This window comes from Aeromicrobium marinum DSM 15272 (assembly GCF_000160775.2).
GTDB lineage: Bacteria > Actinomycetota > Actinomycetes > Propionibacteriales > Nocardioidaceae > Aeromicrobium > Aeromicrobium marinum.
The window spans coordinates 125,519-144,884 of the sequence record NZ_CM001024.1; the positions used below are offsets into that span (position 1 = coordinate 125,519).

Sequence of the window (19,366 nt, forward strand, 5' to 3'; positions counted from 1 at the left end):
GACGCGATGACGATGGCCAGGGGACTGCATCCGGCCGACAAGGTCGAGGACTACTGCGCCAAGGGATGGTGGTCCGACGAGACCGTCGACCAGCTGTTCGCGCAGCAGGTGGCCGCTCGCGGCGACGAGCTGGCGGTGGTCGACCCGGCCAACCGCGCCGCCCTCAGCGGTGCCGCACCGCGCCGGCTCACGTGGTCCGAGCTGGACGCGGAGTCCACCCACCTGGCCGCGCGGCTGCTCAACCTGGGCCTGCGCCGCGGCGACGTGCTGGGCGTGCAGGTGCCCAACACCATCGAGCTGGTCGAGGCCTACGTGGCTGCGTGGATGATCGGCGTGATCGTGTCGCCGCTGCCCATGCAGTACCGCGAGCGCGAGATCGTCGGCATGGCCAACCAGGCCGAGTTCGCCGCCTACCTCACCGTCGCGAGCTTCGGCGACCGCTCCCCGGTGACCGAGGTGCACGAGGCCCGCGAGCAGATGCCCTCGCTGCGCACCGTGATCGCCTTCGGCCCGGCCGAGGAGGCCGCCGGTGGCCTCCCCGACGGCGTGCTGCACCTGGCGCCCACCCCGGTCGCGGCCGACGACCGGGCCGCCGTCGAGGCGCACGTGGCCGCCGACCCCAACGACCCCAACGACTGCCTGACCATCTGCTGGACCTCGGGCACCGAGAGCGAGCCCAAGGGCGTGCCGCGCTGCCACTACGACTGGATCGCGGTCAGCTGGGCCACCGTCGAGCTGCCGTCCATCACCAGCGACGACGTGCTGCTCAACCCGTTCCCCATGGTCAACATGGCAGGCATCAACGGCATGTTCCTGCCGTGGCTGCGCACCGGCTGCGTGCTGGTGCAGCACCACCCGTTCGACCTGATGACCTTCCTGCAGCAGATCGCCGTCGAGCGGGTCACCTACACCGTCGCCCCGCCCGCGCTGCTGTGGACGCTGCTGCACAACGAGGCCCTGCTGGCCAAGGCCGACCTGAGCAGCCTGACCCGGGTCGGGTCCGGCTCGGTGCCGCTGCAGCCGGTGATGGTGCGCGGCTGGCAGGAGAAGTTCGGCATCGGCGTCATCAACTTCTTCGGCTCCAACGAGGGCATCGGTCTGCTGTCGGGCCCCGAGGACTTCCCCGACCCGGACGAGCGGGCGCAGTTCTTCCCCCGCTACGGCACCCCCGGCGTGAAGTGGTCGGGCCGGATCTCGGAGTGGATGCACGTGCGCCTGGTCGACGTCGTCACCGGCGAGGACATCACCGAGCCCGGCCACAGCGGCGAGCTGCGCATCAGCGGCCCGTCGGTGTTCGCCGGCTACCTCAACGGCGACCAGCGACCCAGCCCGTTCGACGAGCAGGGGTACCTCAAGACCGGCGACCTGTTCGAGATCGCCGGCGACAAGAACCAGTACCTGCACTACCTCGACCGGGCCAAGGACCTGATCATCCGGGGCGGCATGAACATCGCGCCCGTGGAGCTGGAGGGGCTGATCGGCGACCACCCGGCCGTGGTCGACGTGGCCGTGATCGGCGACCCCGACGAGGTGCTGGGCGAGCGGATCGCCGCCATCGTCACCCTCGCGCCCGACGCCGAGCTGACGCTCGAGGAGCTGGTCGAGTTCCTGCGGGGCAAGAAGATCGCCTCGTTCAAGCTGCCCGAACGGCTGGAGGTGCGCGACGAGATGCCGCGCAACCCGGTCGGCAAGATCCTCAAGCGCGAGCTGCGCTCGAGCCACCCCGAAGGAGCCTCCGCATGACCATGACCGACGACCAGAAGATCGACCTCGCCCACCGCATGTTCGCCAAGTGGGACACCCTCGACTGGGACGGCGTGGTCGACCTGTTCGCCGACGACGGCGTGCTCCACAGCGTCATGGGCGAGCCGGTCGTCGGCCGTGCCGCGATCGCCGAGCGGATGGGCATCCTGGGCGCCAAGGCCGAGCGGCTCAAGCTGCACATCAAGACCATCGGCGTCATCGACGGCCGGGTGTTCGTGGAGCGCGTCGACGACTTCGACTACGACGGCCACCACGCCGAGGTGCCGGTGGTCGGCATCATGCGGATGGCCGACGACAAGGTGACGGAGTGGCTGGAGTACTACGACCGGCCCACCCTGCTGGCCGGCATGGGCATCAAGCCCAGCGAGGACTTCGCGCACTGACCCGCGGGTGGGCCGGGCCTACGCGTTGAAGTCCGGCTCGGTCCACCAGGGGAAGGCATCCGGTGCGTTGCCCGGCATGGTGCCGGGGAACTGTGGCGGGCGCTTCTCGAGGAATGACGTGACGCCCTCGACGACGTCGGCCGACCGGCCGAGCTCGAGGTTGAGTGCGGTGTCGACGCGGTGCGCGTCCATCGGGTGGCTCGAGCCGCTGAACCGCCAGAGCATCTGCCGGATCATGCCGACCGCCACGGGTGAGGTGTTGTCGGCGATTTCGCGGGCGAGTTCGTAGGCGGCGGGCAGCAGGTCGTCGGGGGCATGGATGCTGCGCACCAGTCCGGCCTCCTTGGCCTCGACCGCCGAGACGGTGCGACCGGTGAACATCCACTCCGCGGCCGTGCTGATGCCGACCCGGCGGGGCAGGAACCACGTCGATGCCGCCTCGGGCACGATGCCGCGCTTGGCGAACACGAACGCGAACCGTGCCTTCTCCGACGCCAGCACCATGTCGATCGGCAGCAGCATCGTGGCCCCGAGGCCGGCGGCGATGCCGTTGACCGCCGCGATCACGGGCTTGGTGCAGCGGAAGATCTGCAGCGTGATGAGTCCGCCCTCGTCACGGAACGGCTCGTCGCTGTCGGGGCGGTCCTGGGAGTCCAGCGCGCCGGCGCCCTCGCTCAGGTCGGCGCCCACGCTGTAGGCCTTGCCGCGGCCGGTGATCACCACGACCCGCACGTCGGGGTCGGCGTCGGCGTCGGCGAACACCGCGGCCAGGTCGGCGCACATCTGCAGCGTGATGCTGTTGAGCTGCTCGGGCCGGTCGAGCTCGATCGTCATCACGTGGTCCTCGACCCGCGTGGCGAGGGTGGAGTAGGTCATGGGGTCTCCTCGGGGTCGGGCAGGTCAGGCGGGGGCGAGGGCCAGGCCCGCGAAGCGCTCGTGGGCGGCACGGTACTCCTGCTCGAGCCGGTCGACGACGACTGCGACGGGCTCGATCGCGCGGATCGTCTGCAGGCCCTGGCCGGCGGCCCAGATGTCCTTCCAGCGGCCGGCGGGGCTCTGCCCGGAGTCGTAGTTGCGGGCCTCCGGCGCCACGAGGTTGTCGGGGTCCAGGCCGTTGGCCACCAGGCTGGGGCGCAGCCACGAGGCGTCGGTGCCGGTGATGCCCGAACTGACGATCAGGTCCTCGGGGCCGTGGTCGACGACCATCTGCTTGTAGGCCTCGGGGGCCAGACTCTCGGTGGTCACCAGGAACCGGGTGCCCATGTAGACGAGGTCGGCGCCCGCGGCGATCGCCCCGGCCACGCCGTAGCCGTCGCTGATGCCGCCGCCGACGGTGATGATGCCGTCGAAGAACTCGCGCACCGCCGAGACGAACGCGAACGGTGAGAGGTGGCCGGTGTGGCCGCCGGCACCGCTGGACACGCACGCGAGGCCGTCGACACCGAGCGCCACCGCCTTGCGGGCCAGGGTCAGGTTGACCACGTCGGCGATGACGATGCCGCCGTAGCCGTGGACGGTCTCCATGACGGGGGCGGGGGAACCGAGCGCGGTGATGACGATCGGCGGCTGGTGCTCGGCCACGAGGCGCAGGTCGTCGGCCAGGCGGGTGTTGGTGCGGTGGGTGACCAGGTTGACCGCCCACGGAGCCACCGGGCTGCTGGCCGAGCTCGGGGTGGCGCGCAGGCCGTCGCCGATCGTGCCCATCCAGGTGTCGAGCTCCTCGGCGGTCCGGCAGTTGGGGGCCGGGAACGCGCCGACCACGCCGGAGGTGCACGCCGCGACGACGAGTTCGGGCCCGGAGATGAGGAACATGGGCGCGGCCACGACGGGCAGGCGGAGGGGACTGGGCAGGCTCGGGCTCATCAGGTTCTTCCTACGAGGTGGCGGGTCGGGTCGGGCCCTCGAGCCCGGAGAACTGTGGGGGACGGCGTTCCATGAAGCTGGCGACGCCCTCGCGGAAGTCCGCCGACGCCAGGAAGTCGTCGACGATCGCGTCGGTCTCGGCGACGGCGGTCGCGAGGGTGCGCTCGCGGGTGGTCCACAGCCGGCCCTTGATCTGCGCCATCGACTGTGGCGAGCAGTGGTCGGCCAGGTCGCGGGCGATCGCGGTCGCGCGGGCGAGCGGGTCGTCGGCGGTCTCGGTGACCACTCCGTGCCGGGCCGCCTCGGCGCCGTCGAAGGTGCGGCCGGTGAGCAGCAGGTCATGGGCCACGCCGGCGCCGACGATGCGCTCCAGCAGCCACTCGGCGCCGTGCATCGCGGGCAGGCCGCGGCGCGCGAAGGCGGTCGAGAAGCGGGCGGTCGGTGCGGCGACCCGCAGGTCGCACATCAGCGCCTGTGCCAGGCCGACCCCGGCGCACGGGCCCTCGATAGCCGCGACGAGCGGCTTGGGAACCGTGGAGGGGAACCACTCCGGCTGCTCGATCTCGTCGGCCAGCGGGTTGGTGGTGCCGGTCTCGGTGTAGGTGGTGAGGGCCGCGGTGTCGGCGCCCGGGCAGAAGGAGCCGCCCGCGCCGGTCACCACGATCGCGCGGACCTCAGGATCCTCCCAGCAGGTCTGCAGCGCCCCGAAGTAGCCGGCCTGCATGCCGACGGTCCAGGCGTTGCGGCGCTCGGGCCGGTGCAGCGTCACGGTGGCGACGCCGTCGGTGACCTCGAGCAGGACGGGCTGGTCGTCACTCATGCGATGTCACTGCTGCTGTTGAAGTGAGCCACGGAGCGAAGCGACTGGCCAGTCGTGCTGGTCATCCGGTGCTCCTTCGTGTGGCCTGTCCGCATGGACACGTAGTGGTCTGACACCCATGGTGCCCGGCCGGGGACCAAAAGTACAGTCACTTGCTATCTTGTAGTTATGTGTCGACTCCACTAGTCTGGCGACATCCTGCGCCGTCAGGGACGCAGGCAGAACCGATGGCATGATGACGCGAGTCGGTGCGGAAGGCAGGTCATGGTGAGGCTGTTCCCCGAGGCTGCGGTCGACGACTGGATCACGCAGGGCTGGTGGTCCGGTCGGACCTGGCTCGACGCGCTGGCCGACCACCGGGTGCACCGCCCCGACCACCCCTCGCTGGTCGATCCGCCGAACCGCGCCACGTTCCTGCACGGTGAGCCACGGCGGCTCACGTGGGCCGAGGTCGGTGACCAGGTCGACCGGATCTCGCGGGTGCTGTTCGCGCACGGCATCCGGCGCGACGACGTCGTCGGCGTGCAGCTGCCCAACTCCGTCGAGCTGCCGATGGTGCTGTTGGCGGTCGCCCGACTCGGCGCGATCGTCACCCCCTTCCCGGTGCAGTACCGCCGGCACGAGCTGGGCGGCATGGGGGAGGCGGCCGGCCTGGTCGCGTTCGTCACCGCCGCCCGGGCGGTCGGCCGGGACCTCGCTGCCGAGGCGGTCGAGCTGTCGGGAGACCTGCCGATGCTGCGTACCGTACTGGCGTTCGGTCCCGACGTGCCCGCCGGTGTCGTGGGCCTCGACGCCGAGGCCGCCGACGCGCACGGCGACTCCGCCGATCTGGAGGAGCATCTCGACTCCTTCGATCCCCACCCCAACGACTGCGCGACCCTGGTGTGGACCTCCGGCACCGAGGGCAGGCCCAAGGGCGTGCCGCGGGCCCACGGCGACTGGGCTGTGCTCGGGCAGGCGTGCGCGGAGGCGCCGCGGCTGACCGGCGACGACGTGCTGCTCAACCCCTTCCCGATGGTCAACGGCGGCGGGCTGGCCGGCATGTTCATGCCCTGGCTGACGCTCGGCGCGACCCTGGCCCAGCACCACCCGTTCGACCTCGCCGTGTTCGTCGAGCAGATCGAGTCCGAGCGGGTCACCTACACGTGCGCGCCACCGCTGGTGCTCGACACCCTGGTGGCCGACGACGAGCAGTTCACCCGGCACGACCTGTCGAGCCTGCGGGCCGTGGGCTCGGGGTCGGCCCCGCTGTCGGGCTGGATGATCTCGCGGTGGGAGGCCGACCACGGGGTCGAGGTGCTCAACCTGTTCGGCTCCAACGAGGGCGGTGTGCTGTTCGCCGATCCCGAGACGGTGCCCGACCCGACCCGCCGCGGGCGGTTCTTCCCCCGCTACGGCAACCCCGACATGCCCTACCGGGTCGCGGTGGCGCGGGCGATGTCAGCGCGCCTGGTCAGCATCGACGACGGCACCGACATCACCGAGCCCGGTCGAGCCGGCGAGCTGCGACTCAAGGGCCCGACGATCTTCTCCGGCTACTGGCAGCAGGGTCGGCACGGGTTCGACGACGACGGCTGGTTCTGCACCGGCGACGTGTTCGAGATCAGCGCCGACGACCCCGACTTCCTCACCCACGTCGACCGCGCGAAGGACCTGATCATCCGCGGCGGCTACAAGATCTCGGCCGCCGAGGTCGAGGGGCTGCTGATCTCGCACCCCGGCGTGGCCGAGGTCGCCGCCACCGCGATGCCCGACGAGCGGGTGGGCGAGAAGGTCTGCGTGTGGGTGGTGCCGCGCGACCCTGCCGAGCCGCCCACCCTGGCCGAGCTGATCGACCACGTGACCGCGCAGGGGGTCGCCACGTTCAAGCGGCCCGAACGGCTCGAGGTCGTCGACGCCCTGCCCCGCAACCCCGTCGGCAAGATCCTCAAGCGCGAGCTGCGCGAGCGGCTCGCCGTCCCGACCCACCAGGAGTGACCATGGCCCACCTGCCCCGCATCCGCCAGGCCGTCGTGCTGGTGCCTGACCTCGACGAGGCGATCGGCGCCGCCCGCGAGACGTTCGGCTTCACCACCGGTACCCGCGACGTCGAGTCCATGGCCGACCTCGGCTTCGAGCACGAGGTCTGCTCGTTCGCCGACACGTTCCTCGAGATCTGCGCCCCGCTGTCGGCCGACTCCGCGTCGGGCCGGCTGGTGGAGCGGCGTGGCTCGCTCGGCTACATGCTGGTCGTGCAGGTCGACGACCTCGACGCGGCGGTCGAGCGGGCGGCGGCGATCGAGGTGCAGCCGCTGTTCGCCCAGCCCTTCGAGGGCAACCAGATCTCGCAGTGGCACCCCAAGGCCCTGGGCACGCTGGCCGAGCTCGACCAGATCGAGCCGGCCGACAGCTGGCACTTCGCGCCGCGCATCTTCGAGGCGTCGTGCACCGACGTGGCACGTGACATCGTGGGCGCCGAGCTGGCCGTCGACGACCCGGCGGTGATGGCGCAGCGATGGTCGACCGTGCTCGATGTGGCGCTCACCGACGCCACGACGCTGCATCTGTCGGGCACCGAGCTGCGGTTCGTGGCTGCGTCGGACACTTCGACCGGGCTGGTGGCTGTCGATGTCGCCGCGACCGACCCGGCCCGTGCGGGGGAGGCGGTCGAGCTGTTCGGTGTGGAGTTCCGGTTCGTGGCCGGGGCGCCGGCATGAGCGAGTTCGTGCACTACGCCGTCGAGGACGGCATCGGCGTCATCACGATCGACCGGCCGGCCAAGCGCAACGCCCTCAGCTACGCGATGCTCGACGCGATCCGCGCCCACACGGCGGCGGCCGAGGCCGATGAGGGCGTCAAGGCGATCGTGCTGACGGGGGTGCCCGGGCAGTTCTGTGCCGGCACCGACCTCACCGAGCTGCACGACGTCGAGCCCGGCACCGATCCTGCTGAGCGCACGCAGCACACCGACGGCCGGCACTGGTTCCTGGCGGACTGCGCCAAGCCGGTGATCGCGGCCGTCGACGGGCCGGCGGCCGGTCTGGGGGTCGAGCTGGCGACCCAGTGCGACTTCCGGATCGCGTCGACCGCGGCCCGGTTCTCGTGGATCTTCGTGCAGCGTGGGCTGGTGCCCGACACGGGCGCGGGCACGTGGCTGCTGCCGTCGCTGGTGGGCCCGCAGATGGCCAAGCGGCTGGTGTTCTCCGGCGACTTCATCGACGCCGCGGAGGCTCTGCGCATCGGATTCGTGCTCGACGTGGTGGAGCCGGGCGACCTGGCTGCCGCGGCTCGTGACTTGGCGGCGCGGGTGTCGAGCGGGTCACCCTTCGCGACCGAGCGGGTCAAGCGGCTGATCAACGGTGCTGGTGCGCGCACGCGCGACGAGCACCTGGTGGAGCACGTGGCCGCGATGACGGAGTGCCAGCTGTCGGACGACCACCGCGAGGGAGTCGCCGCCTTCCTCGAGAAGCGCCCGGCAGTCTTCACCGGCCACTGACCCGCTCCGTTCGCCAGGGAGCGGAGCGACCGTGAGGGCGAGGAACGAGCCCGAGGCGGACACCTGCGTCAGGTTCGCCTCGCTGCAGGGGAAGTCGCTGGCGAACGGGCCTGTGTTCGCCAGGGAGCGCAGCGACCGTGAGGGCGAGGAACGAGCCCGAGGCGGACACTCGGGTGAGGTTCGCCTCGCTGCGCTCACGCCCTCGCAAGCTCGGGCTGGCGAACGATCGCCAGGGAGCGCAGCGACCGTGAGGGCGAGGAACGAGCCCGAGGCGGACCCGCGGCAGCCTGTGGACAGAGGTGAGCACTCGCCGCGCCATGTGTCGCAGCATGCGGGATGCCTTTCACGTACATCCTTCTGTGCTCTGACAAGACCTTCTACACGGGCAGCACCAGAGACCTGATCGTCCGACTTCGCCAACACCGTGAGGGTGAGGGTGCCGAGTACACGAAGCGACGACGACCGGTGAAGCTCGTCTACTACGAGGAGCACGAGCACGTCGCCCACGCGTTCTGGCGGGAGAAGAAGATCCAGGGCTGGACCCACGGGAAGAAGCGGATGCTGGTGCGCGACGGCCCCGGGGTGAAGGTGGAGGACGACTCGGATCTCTTCGGTACCGGGTAGCGATGGGTTCGGCTCGCTTCGCGAGCACGCGTTCGCCAGGGAGCGGAGCGACCGTGAGGGCGAGGTACGAGCCCGAGGCGGACACTCGGGTGGGGTTCGCCTCGCTGCGCTCACGCCCTCGTTCCTCGGGCTGGCGAACGCGTGGTCGGGTGGGGTTCGCCTCGCTGCGCGAGCATGCGGTCGCCAGGGAGCGGAGCGACCGTGAGGGCGAGGTACGAGCCCGAGGCGGACACCTGCGTCAGGTTCGCCTCGCTTCGCTCACGCCCTCGTTCCTCGGGCTGGCGAACGTGCGGCGGTGCGGTCCCAGATGTGGCCGGACGCGGTGGCCCGGCGGAGCTCGGACTTCTGCACCCGCAGCGTCTGTGTGCGGGGCAGCTCGGCCACGATCTCCACATAGCGGGGCACCATGTGGCGGGGGACCCGGTCGGTGAGGAACTCGACCAGGTCGGCCGGGTCCAGTGCGCCCGCAGGCGTCTCGACCACCACGATCTTGATCTCGTCCTCGATCTCGTCCGCCGGGACCGCGACGGCCGCGCACTCGGCCACGGCAGGGTGCTGCAGCACCTCGGCCTCCACCTCGAAGGACGAGATGTTCTCGCCGCGTCGCCGGATGGTGTCCTTCATCCGGTCGACGAAGAAGTACCGGCCGGACTCGTCGAGGGTGAAGGCGTCGCCGGTGTGGAACCAGCCGTTGCGCCACGCGGCGGCCGTCGCCTCCGGCAGGTGCAGGTAGCCGGGCGTGACGGTCCACGGCACCGCGGTGCGCACCACCAGCTCGCCGACCTCGCCCACGGGCACCTCGTGGTCGTGCTCGTCGACCAGTCGCGCCTCGTAGTACGGGAAGTCGGTGCGCAGCCGGCCGCACGACCGCGGGTCGTCGATGCCCCAGTCGGTCGACGCGAACGGCACGCTGATCTCGGTCATGTTGTAGGCCGTCCACGTGCGGGTGCCGAACCGCAGCTCGAACTCGTGGTGCCGCGGCGTGACCGGCGCCATCAGGACATTCGTCAGGGTTGTGTCGGCGTCGTCGGGCCGAGGCCCTGCCGACAGCAGGAAGTCCGCCATCGCCCCCACCAGCACGGTGGACCGGATGCCGAAACGACGTACGTCCGACCAGAACTCCGTCAGGCTGAAGACCGGTCGGACGACCAGCTGACCGCGGGTGAGCGCCATGGTGGAGAACGCGCCCTTCGACACCACGTGACTCGGTGATCCGGTCGCGTAGAAGCGGTCCTCTCCGTCGCGGGTCGCGAACCGCACCGTGGGCACGGCACCCGCGCGCAGCTGCGCCCACGGGACCACGACCCCCTTCGACGGTCCCGTGGTGCCGGAGGTGAACAGCACCGAGGCCACGTCGTGGGGAGCGGGGGGCACCAGCTCGACCGGGTGGTCGGCGGCAGCGGCGAGCAGGTCGTCACGAACCGACGTCCGCCACCGCGGGTCGGGCTCCACCCGGTCGGCGCCGACGACGACCACGTGACGCAGGTCGGGCAGGTCGTCGGTGAGTCCGATGACCCGGTCGACCGCATCGACGTGGACGACGAGCACCTCGACCCGGGCCGAGCGCAGCACGTGGTGCAGCACCCCTCCTCGCAGGTCGACGTTGATGGCCACCTCGTGGGCGTGCAGCCACGCGATGCCCAGCCATGCCGCGTAGTGCTCGGGCGAGTTGGGCAGCATCGACCCGACGGCGGTGCCGGCGGACACGCCGTCGCGGTCGAGGGCCCGGGCCCAGGCCAGCGCCGTGAGGTGCAGGTCGGCGTAGGTCATCTCCGCGCCGGCGGTGTCGCGCAGGAAGACCTCGTCGGGACTCGTGGAGGCCCGGTGGGCGATCAGCTCCGGGGCCGTCATACCGTCGAGATCCTCGGCGTCCGGACGCGACGCGGGTGTCGTCATCAGCCCTCCTCCGTCGCTTAGCGCTACAGTAACGTAAGTCACTAGTGCCTGTCATGGCTCCGGCCGGACGGCGAGAGGAGCGGGCATGGAGATCGATGTGCGCAGCGAGGTGGCCGGCACGGTCACCCACGTGGGGACGACCGTCGGCAGCGAGGTCGCCGCGCACGCGTCGCTCGTGTTCGTCGAGGCGATGAAGATGGACATCCCCGTGCCGGCCCCGGCCGCCGGAACCGTCTCGGCCGTCCACGTCGCGGTGGGCGACCAGGTCGCCGAGAACCAGGTCGTCGCCGTCGTCACCACGGCGTCATGAGCGACTCGGTCTGGCAGGACGAGCTCGACGAGATCGCCCGTCGGCGAACGGCCGCGCTGGAGCTGGGCGGGCCCGAGAAGGTCGAGCGGCAGCACTCACGCGGCAAGCTCGACGCCCGCCAACGCATCGACCGGCTCGTCGACGACGGCAGCTTCCGCGAGGTCGGCGTGCTGGCCGCCAAGCGTCGCCCGGTCGAGGGCGGTCCCGACGAGGTCGTGCCGGCCAACTTCGTCACCGGCACGGCACGGCTCGACGGTCGCAAGGTCGTGCTCGGGGTCGATGACTTCACCGTGCGGGGTGGCGCCTCCGACGGGTCCGTCGTCGAGAAGCTCGCCTACTGCGAGCAGATGGCGCACGAGCTGCAGCTGCCGCTGGTGCGCCTGCTCGACGGAACCGGCGGCGGCGGCAGCATCCGCAGCCTGGAGGAGATGGGCCGCAGCTACGTGCCCTACCTGCCCGGGTTCGAGTTCACCGTGCAGAACCTGTCGACCGTCCCCGTCGTCGCCCTCGGGCTCGGTCCGGTCGCCGGGTTCGGCGCCGCGCGGCTGGTGATGAGCCACCACAGCGTGATGGTCCGGGGTCTCAGTCAGACGTTCGTGGCCGGCCCGCCGGTGGTCGCCGGCATCGGCGAGGACGTGACCAAGGAGGAGCTCGGCGGGGTCGACGTGCACGGGCCCAACGGCACCGTCGACGCCGTCGTCGACTCCGAGGACGAGGCGTTCGCCAGCGCCCGACGCTTCCTGTCGTACCTGCCGTCGTCGGTGCACGAGGTGGCCGAGCGGGGGCCGGTGACCGACGACCCGGCACGCGCCGACGACTGGCTCGCCGACGCGATCCCGCGGAACCCGCGGCAGGTCTACCGCGTCCGGCCGATCATCGAGTCGCTCGTCGACACCGGCTCGTTCTTCGAGCTGGGCGCCTCGTACGGCCGGTCGGTGGTGACCGGTCTGGCGCGCCTCGACGGTTGGCCGGTGGCCGTGATGGCCGGCGACCCCTACGTGTACGGCGGCAGCTGGACCGAGACGTCGGCGGCCAAGGCGATCCGGCTGATCGACCTGGCCGACACGTTCCACCTGCCCGTGGTCAACCTGGTCGACAACCCGGGCTTCATGATCGGGACGGCCGGCGAGCGGGCCGGGTCGATCCGGCACGGCATGCGGGCGCTGACCGCGATCTACCAGGCGTCGGTGCCGTGGTGCTCGGTGCTGCTCCGCAAGGTCTACGGCGTGGGTGGGGCCGGGCAGTCGCACCACCGGCGGCTGCAGAGACGGTTCGCCTGGCCGTCGGCGGAGTGGGGCTCGCTGCCCTCGACCGGTGGCATCGAGGCGGCGTACCGGGCCGAGATCGAGGCGTCGGACGACCCGGCGGAGTTCGTGCGGGCCAAGCGTGAGGAGGTCGCCGCTCTCATGTCGCCGTTCCGCACCGCGGAGGCGTTCGACATCCAGGACATCGTCGACCCGCGGGAGTCGCGGGCGCTGCTGTGCGAGTTCGCCGCCGACGCGGCGAAGCTGCGGCGACCCGGAGCGACAGGCCACGGCCTGCGTCCCTGAGTTGGGTTCGCCTCGCTGCGCGCGCATGCGGTCGCCAGGGAGCGGAGCGACCGTGAGGGCGAGGAACGAGCCCGAGGCGGACACTCGCGTCAGGTTCGCCTCGCTTCGCTCACGCCCTCGCAAGCTCGGGCTGGCGAACGCAGGTGGTGGTGGTTCGCCTCGCTGCGCTCACGCCCTCGCAGGCTCGGGCTGGCGAACGCGGGTGGTGGTCGCCAGGGAGCGGAGCGACCGTGAGGGCGAGGAACGAGCCCGAGGCGGAGGCTCGGGTGGGGGTTCGTCTCGCTGCGCTCACGCCCTCGCAGGCTCGGGCTGGCGAACGCGGGTCGCGCCAGTTGACCGTGCTGCGCGGGTGTGTGGTCGCCAGGGAGCGGAGCGACCGTGAGGGCGAGGAACGAGCCCGAGGCGGAGGCGACACTCGAGTGAGTTCGCCTCGCTTCGCTCACGCCCTCGCAGGCTCGGGCTGGCGAACGGTGGTCAGTCGAGGCGTTCGACGAGCATGGCCATACCCATGCCGCCGCCGACGCACATCGTCTCGAGGCCGATCTGCTGGTCGCGGGTCCGCAGCCCGTTCAGCAGCGTCGTCATGATGCGCGCGCCGGTCATGCCGAACGGGTGACCGAGGGCGATCGCGCCGCCGTGCGGGTTCAGCTGCTCGGCCACCGAGACGCCCAGCGCGTCGGTGACGGCCAGCACCTGCGCCGCGAACGCCTCGTTGAGCTCGACGATGTCGACGTCGCCGATCGTCATGCCCGCGCGGTCCAGCACCTTGCGGCAGGCCTCGATCGGACCGACCCCCATGTACTCCGGGTCCAGCCCGGACACGGCTGACGCGACGATCCGCGCCATCGGGCGCAGCTCCAGCTGCTGGGCCCGGGTCGCCGACATCACCAGCACTGCCGCCGCCCCGTCGTTGAGCGGGCACGCGTTGCCGGCGGTGACGCGGTGGGGTTCGCCGAGCGCCGGGCTCAGCGCGGCGAGACCCTCGAGGGTCGTCCCCGGGCGGGGGCAGTCGTCGGAGTCGACCACGGTGCCGTCGGGGGTCGTCCACGGCAGGATCTCGCGAGCGAAGAAGCCGTCACCGGTGGCCTTGGCGGCGCGCTGCTGCGACAGCATCGCGAACTCGTCCATCCGGTCGCGGGACACGTCGTGGCGCACCGCGACGTTCTCCGCGGTCTGCAGCATCGAGGTGTACATCCGGCTGACGAAGTCCGGTCGGGAGTCGTCGAGGAAGCGCGGGTTGAGGTGGCCGGAGGGGTCACCGCCGGGGACCCGCGACACCGACTCGACCCCGGCGGCCACGAACACGTCGCCCTCACCGGCGCGCACGGCGTGGAACGCGGCCGCGATCGCCTGCAGCGACGACGCGCAGGCTCGGCTCACGGTGCTGCCGGGGACGGTCTCGGGAAGCCCGCTCAGCGCGGCGACGATGCGGCCGATGCCCAGGCCCTGCTCGCCCTCCGGCACCGCGGTCCCGACGATGACGTCCTCCACCTCCGCACCGTCCAGCTGCGGCACCTGGTCGAGCAGCCCGCGCACCACGAAGCCGCCGAGGTCGTCCGGTCGGGCCTCGCGCAGCGAGCCCTTGAAGGCCCGGCCGATCGGGGTGCGGGCGGTCGCGACGATGACGGCGTCATCCATGGGGTGCCTCGTTTCTTGGCTGGAGTGGGGTGCGCGGTGGTGGGTTCGCCTCGCTTCGCTCACGCCCTCGCAAGCTCGGGCTGGCGAACACGGGGCCGCGCGTCCTCGGTGGTTGAGGTGCGAGCCTGCGAGCCTCGAAACCACCCCTCGCTTCGCTCACGCCCTGGTTCCTCGGGCTGGCGAGCGGGGGGACAGGTAGGTGTCGCGCAGCCTGCGCTTGTAGAGCTTCCCGGCCGGCGACCGCGGCATCTCCTCGATCACGTCGACGGTGCGGGGGACCTTGTGCCGCGCGAGCCGTCCACGCGCGAACTCCCGTAGTTCGGCGGCAACGGCGGTGGGGTCGCCCGCCGGGTCGGTCAGCTGCACGACGGCCTTGACCTGCTCACCGAACTCGTCGTCGGGGATCCCGAACACCGCCACGTCGAGCACGACCGGGTGCTCGATCAGCACGTCCTCGATCTCCTGCGGTGAGATGTTCACGCCGCCGGAGATGATCATGTAGTCGGTGCGGTCGGTCAGGTAGAGGTAGCCGTCCGCGTCGAGGTGACCGACGTCGCCGAGCGTCGTCCACGTGGGGTGGTCCGGGTGCCGGGTGGCGGCGGTCTTGGCCGGCTCGTCGCGGTACTCGAACGCCCGCTCGGCGCCGTCGGTCTCGAAGTAGATGACGCCGTCGGTGCCGGCCGGCTGCTCCCGGCCCAGCGCGTCGCAGACGTGCACGGTGCAGCCCGGGCTGGCCGTGCCGACCGACCCCGGCCGTTCCAGCCACTCCCGGGAGTCGATGAGGGTGGATCCGTTGTCCTCGCTGCCGGCGTAGTACTCGTGGATCACCGGGCCCCACCACTCGATCATGCCGCGCTTGACGCTCGCCGGACACGGGCTCGCCCCGTGCACCACGTAGCGCAACGAGCTGGTGTCGGCTGCCGCCTTCGTCGCGTCGTCGAGGCGCAACAACCGGATGAACATGGTCGGCACGAGCAGCGCGTGGGAAGGCCGGTACCGGCTGATCGCGTCGAGTGCTCCCGCGGCGTCGAACCGTTCCATCAGCACGATCGTGCCGCCGATCGACGAGATGGCGGCACAGAACGACAGGGGTGCGGCGTGGTACAGCGGGGCCGGGCTGAGGCAGACCGTCCCGGGCTCCACCTCGTAGGCCTGGTTGATCCAGATGCGCAGCGCCTCGTTGCCCTCCGACACGTGCTTGCCGGTGAGCTCGCGGGTGATCGCCTTCGGCCGCCCGGTGCTGCCCGAGCTGTACAGCAGGTGGGCGCCGAGCGGCTCGTCGGCGAGCGGCTCGGCCGGGTACCCCGCGACGGCGGTGGTGTAGTCGTCGAACCCGGGGATCGCGCCGTCGAGGCTCAGCCTCACGCTGAGCGGCAGGTCCGCGAGCTCGGCCGCCACGTCGTCCAGACGGGACTCGACCACGAGCGCCGACGCCTGGCAGTTCTCGACCACGTACCGCGCCTCGCTGCCCGTCAGGTACGTGTTGACCGGGGTGAAGTAGAGCCCGGACCGCATCGCGGCCCAGTACACCTCCAGGAACCGCAGGTGGTTGCCGACCAGCACCGCGAGGTGGTCGCCGGGACGAAGGCCGGCGGCGTGCAGCAGCTGCGCCAGCCGCATCGACCCGTCGTCGAGCTCGCGGTAGGTGAGGGTCTCGCCCGACTCGGCCACGACGACGGCCGGCTTGTCGGGGAACATCGCGGCGTGGGCCGACGGGTACGTCATGGCTGGGTCACCCTCGTTGCGCGGGTGTGTGGTCGCCAGGGAGCGGAGCGACCGTGAGGGCGGAGCCCGAGGCGACACTCGCGTGGGGTTCGCCTCGCTGCGCTTACGCTCCTCGCAGAGCTCGTCGCTGGCGAACGCAACTCGTGTGGTCGCCAGGGAGCGGAGCGACCGTGAGGGCGGAGCCCGAGGCGGCTCTCGCGTGGGGTTCGCCTCGCTGCGCTCACGCCCTCGTTCCTCGGGCTGGCGAACGGATCAGCTGCGCTCACGCCCTCGTTCCTCGGGCTGGCGAACGGATCAGCTGCGCTCACGCCCTCGTTCCTCGGGCTGGCGAACGGATCAGCTGCGCTCACGCCCTCGTTCCTCGGGCTGGCGAACGGATCAGCTGCGTTCAGGCCCTCGTTCCTCGGGCTGGCGAACGGCTTCACAGGCCGACGGCGGTCGCGGGGTCGTCGGCCGTCGCCCAGGTGGGCAGGTCGTGGCCCGGTGCCCAGGTCGAGTGCGTGCCGCTGGAGATCCGCTCGGGCAGGCGCAACGTGCACACCGGGCCGGCGGTGATGTCGGAGGCGTCGAAGACCAGGCAGAACGACGCGTCGGCGTTCATGTCGGTCGTCAGGGTGATCAGATACCCGTCGTCCTCCGCGGTGCTGCCGACGCGCGGCGCCATGGCCGACTCGCTGCCGTACACCCCCTCCGGGTAGCGGAAGTGCTGCTCCTGCCCGGTCCACGTGTCGTGCTTGACGATGCCGTCGAACAGGAACCACGCCGGCTTGCTCGTGGCCGCCCACGCGTACCGGTGCTTGCGGCCGCCGTGGGAGCCGTTGATCATCCCGAACTCGGTGATCGTGTCGGTCAGTGACTCCTCGCGCACCGAGCCGGTCACGAGGTTCAGCCGCCACCGGTGCAGGCGAGGCTGCATGCGGTCGTTGGCGAGGAACCGGAACGCCCGCTGCCACTTGTCGCCCATGCCGTTGTCGGCCGGCGACGGGTCGCTCTCGAAGAACCCGTCGAGCACGATCTCGTCGCCGTCCTCGTAGGCGTTGACCCAGTGCAGGACGAAGGTCGACTCGGCGTCGAACCACCGGATGTCGTCGGGTCCGCCGCGCCGCGGGATGACGCCGAGCCGCATCGGCATGTCGCGGTGGAACCGGGCCGCGTAGGCGCCGTTGGCGAGCCCCTCGGGGTCCCAGAACAGCGGGCAGTCGTTGAGGATCGCGTAGTTCTCGGTGAACGCCATGTCGTGCGGCAGGCGGGGGCCGGGCAGCGGCACCGGCGTGTAGTGCACCAGCTCGCCGGCGGCGTCGACCACGCCGTAGTTCATGTAGGGCGCCTCGGTGCTGTAGTTGAAGAACAGCATCTCGCCGGTCGCGTCGTCGATCTTCGGGTGGGCCGAGACGCCCCAGTCGAAGGGGAACGCGCCGTTCCAGGTCTCCTTGCCGAGCGTCTCGGCCGTCAGCGGGTCGACCCGGTAGAGGTCGCCGCACTGGTAGAAGCTGGTGAGCGCGACGCCGTTGTGGACGATGACGTCGGTGCTCGACGCGTCCTTCATGCGCGTGCGGGCACCCCAGCCGTGATCCATCAGCGACTGGCTGGGTCGCTCGGCCAGGCCGGCCCACAGGGCGTGCCCGGCGTCGGCCTCCATCGCCAGGCCGTCGGTGCGCACGAACCGGTTGCGGTAGAACGCGGTGCCGTCGCGGAACCCCACCACGTGCACCATCCCGTCGCCGTCGAACGGGTGGTAGTTCTGGATCGCCGGGTGCAGCGGGTTCTCGGTGTTGCGCAGGTACACGCCGTCCAGGTCGGCCGGGATCTCGCCCTGCACCACGTCGAGGTTCTCGGCGTTCCACTCCGTGGTCTGCGGCTGCCACGGACCGGTGCGGTACGGGTGGTCGTCGTCCGCGGGCAGGGTCGACAGCAGGCGTCCGACGACGTCGAGGTCCATGGGGGCTCCTTGATCGATGGAAGAGGCACCCAGATGTGCTCCTACATCAACCGTTTGAGATGGGAAAAGGGTGGATGTGGGAGCACTTCTGGGTTGGGGTCAGGGGGAGGTGGTCTCGACCACGAACGAGACGGCGGTGGTGAACGAGCCGCCGACGTTGACGGTCAGGACGCGCCGGGCGCCCTCGATCTGCTGGGCGCCAGCCGTGCCGGTCACCTGGCGGGCGGCGTCGAGCACCATGCGCACGCCGGTGGCGCCGACGGGGTGTCCGGCGGCCAGCAGGCCGCCGCCCGGGTTGACCGGCAGCCGTCCCGTGCGCTCGATCGAGCCGTCATGGATCAGCTCGGGCCCCTTGCCGCCGCCGACGAGGCCGAGGTGCTCGAGGGTCACCAGGCCGGTGATGCTGAAGCAGTCGTGCATCTCGACGACGTCGATGTCGTCGATGCCGGACAGTCCGGCCCGGCGGTAGGCGTCGTGCACGGTGCCGTGCAGGTGGGGGAAGAGGTGCTCGCCGCCGCGTGACGCGGCGAACTTGTCCTCCAGCAGCAGGGTGTCGGTGCGGTGGCCGAAGCCGCTGATGCGGGGGACCTGGTCGAGCTCGAGACCGTGCTCGGCGGCCCACCGCCGCGCGAACGCGGCACCGGCCACGACCACGGCGGCCGCGCCGTCGGTGATGCGGCCGCAGTCGGTGCGCCGCAGGCGGCCCTCCACGAGCGGGTTGGCGTCGTCGTCCTCGGAGAAGCTGCCGGTGCCGAACGACCAGTCACGGGCCTGGGCCAGGGGGTTGTCGGCCGCGTTGGCGAAGGCGATCTCGGCGAAACGGCCCAGGGGGTCGTGGTCGAGCCCGTAGCGGGCGTCGTACTCCTCGGCCACGTCGGCGAACAGTGCCGGCCACGTGTAGGTGGCATCGAGGGCCTCGCGACCGGCCCACGCCGCGGTGCCGAGGTGGTCGGCAGCGGTCTGGGCGGGCACGTTGCGCATCTGCTCGATGCCCACCACGAGGGCCACGTCGTAGCGGCCCGAGGCGATGTCGGCGCCGGCGGCGACGATCGCGGTGCTGCCCGAGGCGCACGCCGCCTCGTGGCGGGTCGAGGGCAGCCCGGCCAGCTGCGGCTCGGCCGCCACCACGAGCCCGCCCAGCTGCGCCTGTCCGGCGAACATCTCGGCGGCGAGGTTGCCGACGTGGATGACCTCGACGTCGCCGGGGACGACCCGGGCGTCGGTGAAGGTCGCGGGCAGGACCTCGGTCAGCACCTCGAACAGCCCCACCCCCTCGGCCGCCCAGTTGCGGGCGAAGTCGGTCTGGGCGCCTCCGAGCACGTACAGGTCCTGGTCCATGATTCATTACTACAGTTAGAACAGTGACATGTCAATGGATC

Annotated in this window: 16 protein-coding genes; 8 read left to right on the plus strand and 8 right to left on the minus strand. The window is 71.3% G+C overall.

The features are described from left to right. The first annotated feature begins 6 nt into the window (after positions 1 to 6). Together HMPREF0063_RS00770 and HMPREF0063_RS00775 are read left to right on the plus strand one after the other, a co-directional pair. Positions 7 to 1,743, plus strand: a complete 1,737-nt coding sequence (locus HMPREF0063_RS00770) for a class I adenylate-forming enzyme family protein (protein ID WP_007076729.1) — start codon at positions 7 to 9, stop codon at positions 1,741 to 1,743. Next, the gene (locus HMPREF0063_RS00775; RefSeq protein ID WP_007076730.1) at positions 1,740 to 2,147 is read left to right on the plus strand and encodes a nuclear transport factor 2 family protein; all 408 of its coding nucleotides are present in this window, start codon (positions 1,740 to 1,742) and stop codon (positions 2,145 to 2,147) included. Before HMPREF0063_RS00770 ends, HMPREF0063_RS00775 begins: the two co-directional genes overlap by 4 nt. A gap of 18 nt (positions 2,148 to 2,165) precedes the next feature. Here HMPREF0063_RS00775 and HMPREF0063_RS00780 read toward each other — a convergent pair whose 3' ends face one another. The 3 genes from HMPREF0063_RS00780 to HMPREF0063_RS00790 are packed head-to-tail and all read right to left on the minus strand — an operon-like array spanning position 2,166 to position 4,830. Then, a complete protein-coding gene (locus HMPREF0063_RS00780) occupies positions 2,166 to 3,023 on the minus strand; it encodes an enoyl-CoA hydratase-related protein (RefSeq protein ID WP_007076731.1) in 858 nt (285 codons plus the stop codon). A gap of 24 nt (positions 3,024 to 3,047) precedes the next feature. Next, positions 3,048 to 4,010 carry an NAD(P)H-dependent flavin oxidoreductase gene (locus tag HMPREF0063_RS00785; RefSeq protein WP_007076732.1) on the minus strand — a complete coding sequence of 321 codons (963 nt, stop codon included), beginning with the start codon at positions 4,008 to 4,010 and terminating at the stop codon, positions 3,048 to 3,050. A 10-nt stretch (positions 4,011 to 4,020) separates the two neighbouring features. Next, the gene (locus HMPREF0063_RS00790; protein ID WP_007076733.1) at positions 4,021 to 4,830 is read right to left on the minus strand and encodes an enoyl-CoA hydratase-related protein; all 810 of its coding nucleotides are present in this window, start codon (positions 4,828 to 4,830) and stop codon (positions 4,021 to 4,023) included. Positions 4,831 to 5,094: 264 nt separating this feature from the next. Between HMPREF0063_RS00790 and HMPREF0063_RS00795 the strand changes: the two genes are divergently transcribed. The 4 genes from HMPREF0063_RS00795 to HMPREF0063_RS00810 all read left to right on the plus strand — a co-directional run bounded on the left by HMPREF0063_RS00795 (position 5,095) and on the right by HMPREF0063_RS00810 (position 8,929). Next, positions 5,095 to 6,807 (plus strand): class I adenylate-forming enzyme family protein, encoded by a 1,713-nt coding sequence (locus HMPREF0063_RS00795; RefSeq protein WP_007076734.1) that lies wholly within the window; start codon positions 5,095 to 5,097, stop codon positions 6,805 to 6,807. Positions 6,808 to 6,809: 2 nt separating this feature from the next. Continuing rightward, complete coding sequence (locus HMPREF0063_RS00800) at positions 6,810 to 7,526, plus strand: VOC family protein (RefSeq protein ID WP_040320005.1); 717 nt, start codon at positions 6,810 to 6,812, stop codon at positions 7,524 to 7,526. Then, a complete protein-coding gene (locus HMPREF0063_RS00805) occupies positions 7,523 to 8,305 on the plus strand; it encodes an enoyl-CoA hydratase/isomerase family protein (RefSeq protein ID WP_007076736.1) in 783 nt (260 codons plus the stop codon). The genes HMPREF0063_RS00800 and HMPREF0063_RS00805 overlap by 4 nt, the downstream gene beginning before the upstream one ends. A 336-nt stretch (positions 8,306 to 8,641) precedes the next feature. After that, complete coding sequence (locus tag HMPREF0063_RS00810) at positions 8,642 to 8,929, plus strand: GIY-YIG nuclease family protein (RefSeq protein WP_007076737.1); 288 nt, start codon at positions 8,642 to 8,644, stop codon at positions 8,927 to 8,929. Positions 8,930 to 9,187: 258 nt separating this feature from the next. On the opposite strand, the gene HMPREF0063_RS00815 is transcribed toward HMPREF0063_RS00810, so the two are convergent. Further along, a complete protein-coding gene (locus tag HMPREF0063_RS00815; RefSeq protein ID WP_007076738.1) occupies positions 9,188 to 10,825 on the minus strand; it encodes an AMP-binding protein in 1,638 nt (545 codons plus the stop codon). An 85-nt stretch (positions 10,826 to 10,910) separates the two neighbouring features. Here HMPREF0063_RS00815 and HMPREF0063_RS00820 point away from each other — a divergent pair, with 85 nt between their 5' ends. Further along, entirely contained in the window at positions 10,911 to 11,135 is a 225-nt protein-coding gene (locus HMPREF0063_RS00820; protein WP_007076739.1) for an acyl-CoA carboxylase biotin carboxyl carrier protein subunit, read from the plus strand. Continuing rightward, positions 11,132 to 12,685 (plus strand): acyl-CoA carboxylase subunit beta, encoded by a 1,554-nt coding sequence (locus HMPREF0063_RS00825; protein ID WP_007076740.1) that lies wholly within the window; start codon positions 11,132 to 11,134, stop codon positions 12,683 to 12,685. Before HMPREF0063_RS00820 ends, HMPREF0063_RS00825 begins: the two co-directional genes overlap by 4 nt. 474 nt (positions 12,686 to 13,159) lie before the next feature. Here HMPREF0063_RS00825 and HMPREF0063_RS00830 read toward each other — a convergent pair whose 3' ends face one another. The 4 genes from HMPREF0063_RS00830 to HMPREF0063_RS00845 all read right to left on the minus strand — a co-directional run bounded on the left by HMPREF0063_RS00830 (position 13,160) and on the right by HMPREF0063_RS00845 (position 19,325). After that, positions 13,160 to 14,323 (minus strand): acetyl-CoA C-acyltransferase, encoded by a 1,164-nt coding sequence (locus HMPREF0063_RS00830; protein WP_007076741.1) that lies wholly within the window; start codon positions 14,321 to 14,323, stop codon positions 13,160 to 13,162. A 156-nt stretch (positions 14,324 to 14,479) separates the two neighbouring features. After that, positions 14,480 to 16,048 (minus strand): acyl-CoA synthetase, encoded by a 1,569-nt coding sequence (locus HMPREF0063_RS00835; protein WP_007076742.1) that lies wholly within the window; start codon positions 16,046 to 16,048, stop codon positions 14,480 to 14,482. A gap of 421 nt (positions 16,049 to 16,469) precedes the next feature. Further along, positions 16,470 to 17,987, minus strand: a complete 1,518-nt coding sequence (locus tag HMPREF0063_RS00840) for a carotenoid oxygenase family protein (RefSeq protein ID WP_007076744.1) — start codon at positions 17,985 to 17,987, stop codon at positions 16,470 to 16,472. Between the two features lie 99 nt (positions 17,988 to 18,086). Further along, positions 18,087 to 19,325, minus strand: a complete 1,239-nt coding sequence (locus HMPREF0063_RS00845; protein ID WP_007076745.1) for an acetyl-CoA acetyltransferase — start codon at positions 19,323 to 19,325, stop codon at positions 18,087 to 18,089. Between the last annotated feature and the right edge of the window lie 41 nt (positions 19,326 to 19,366).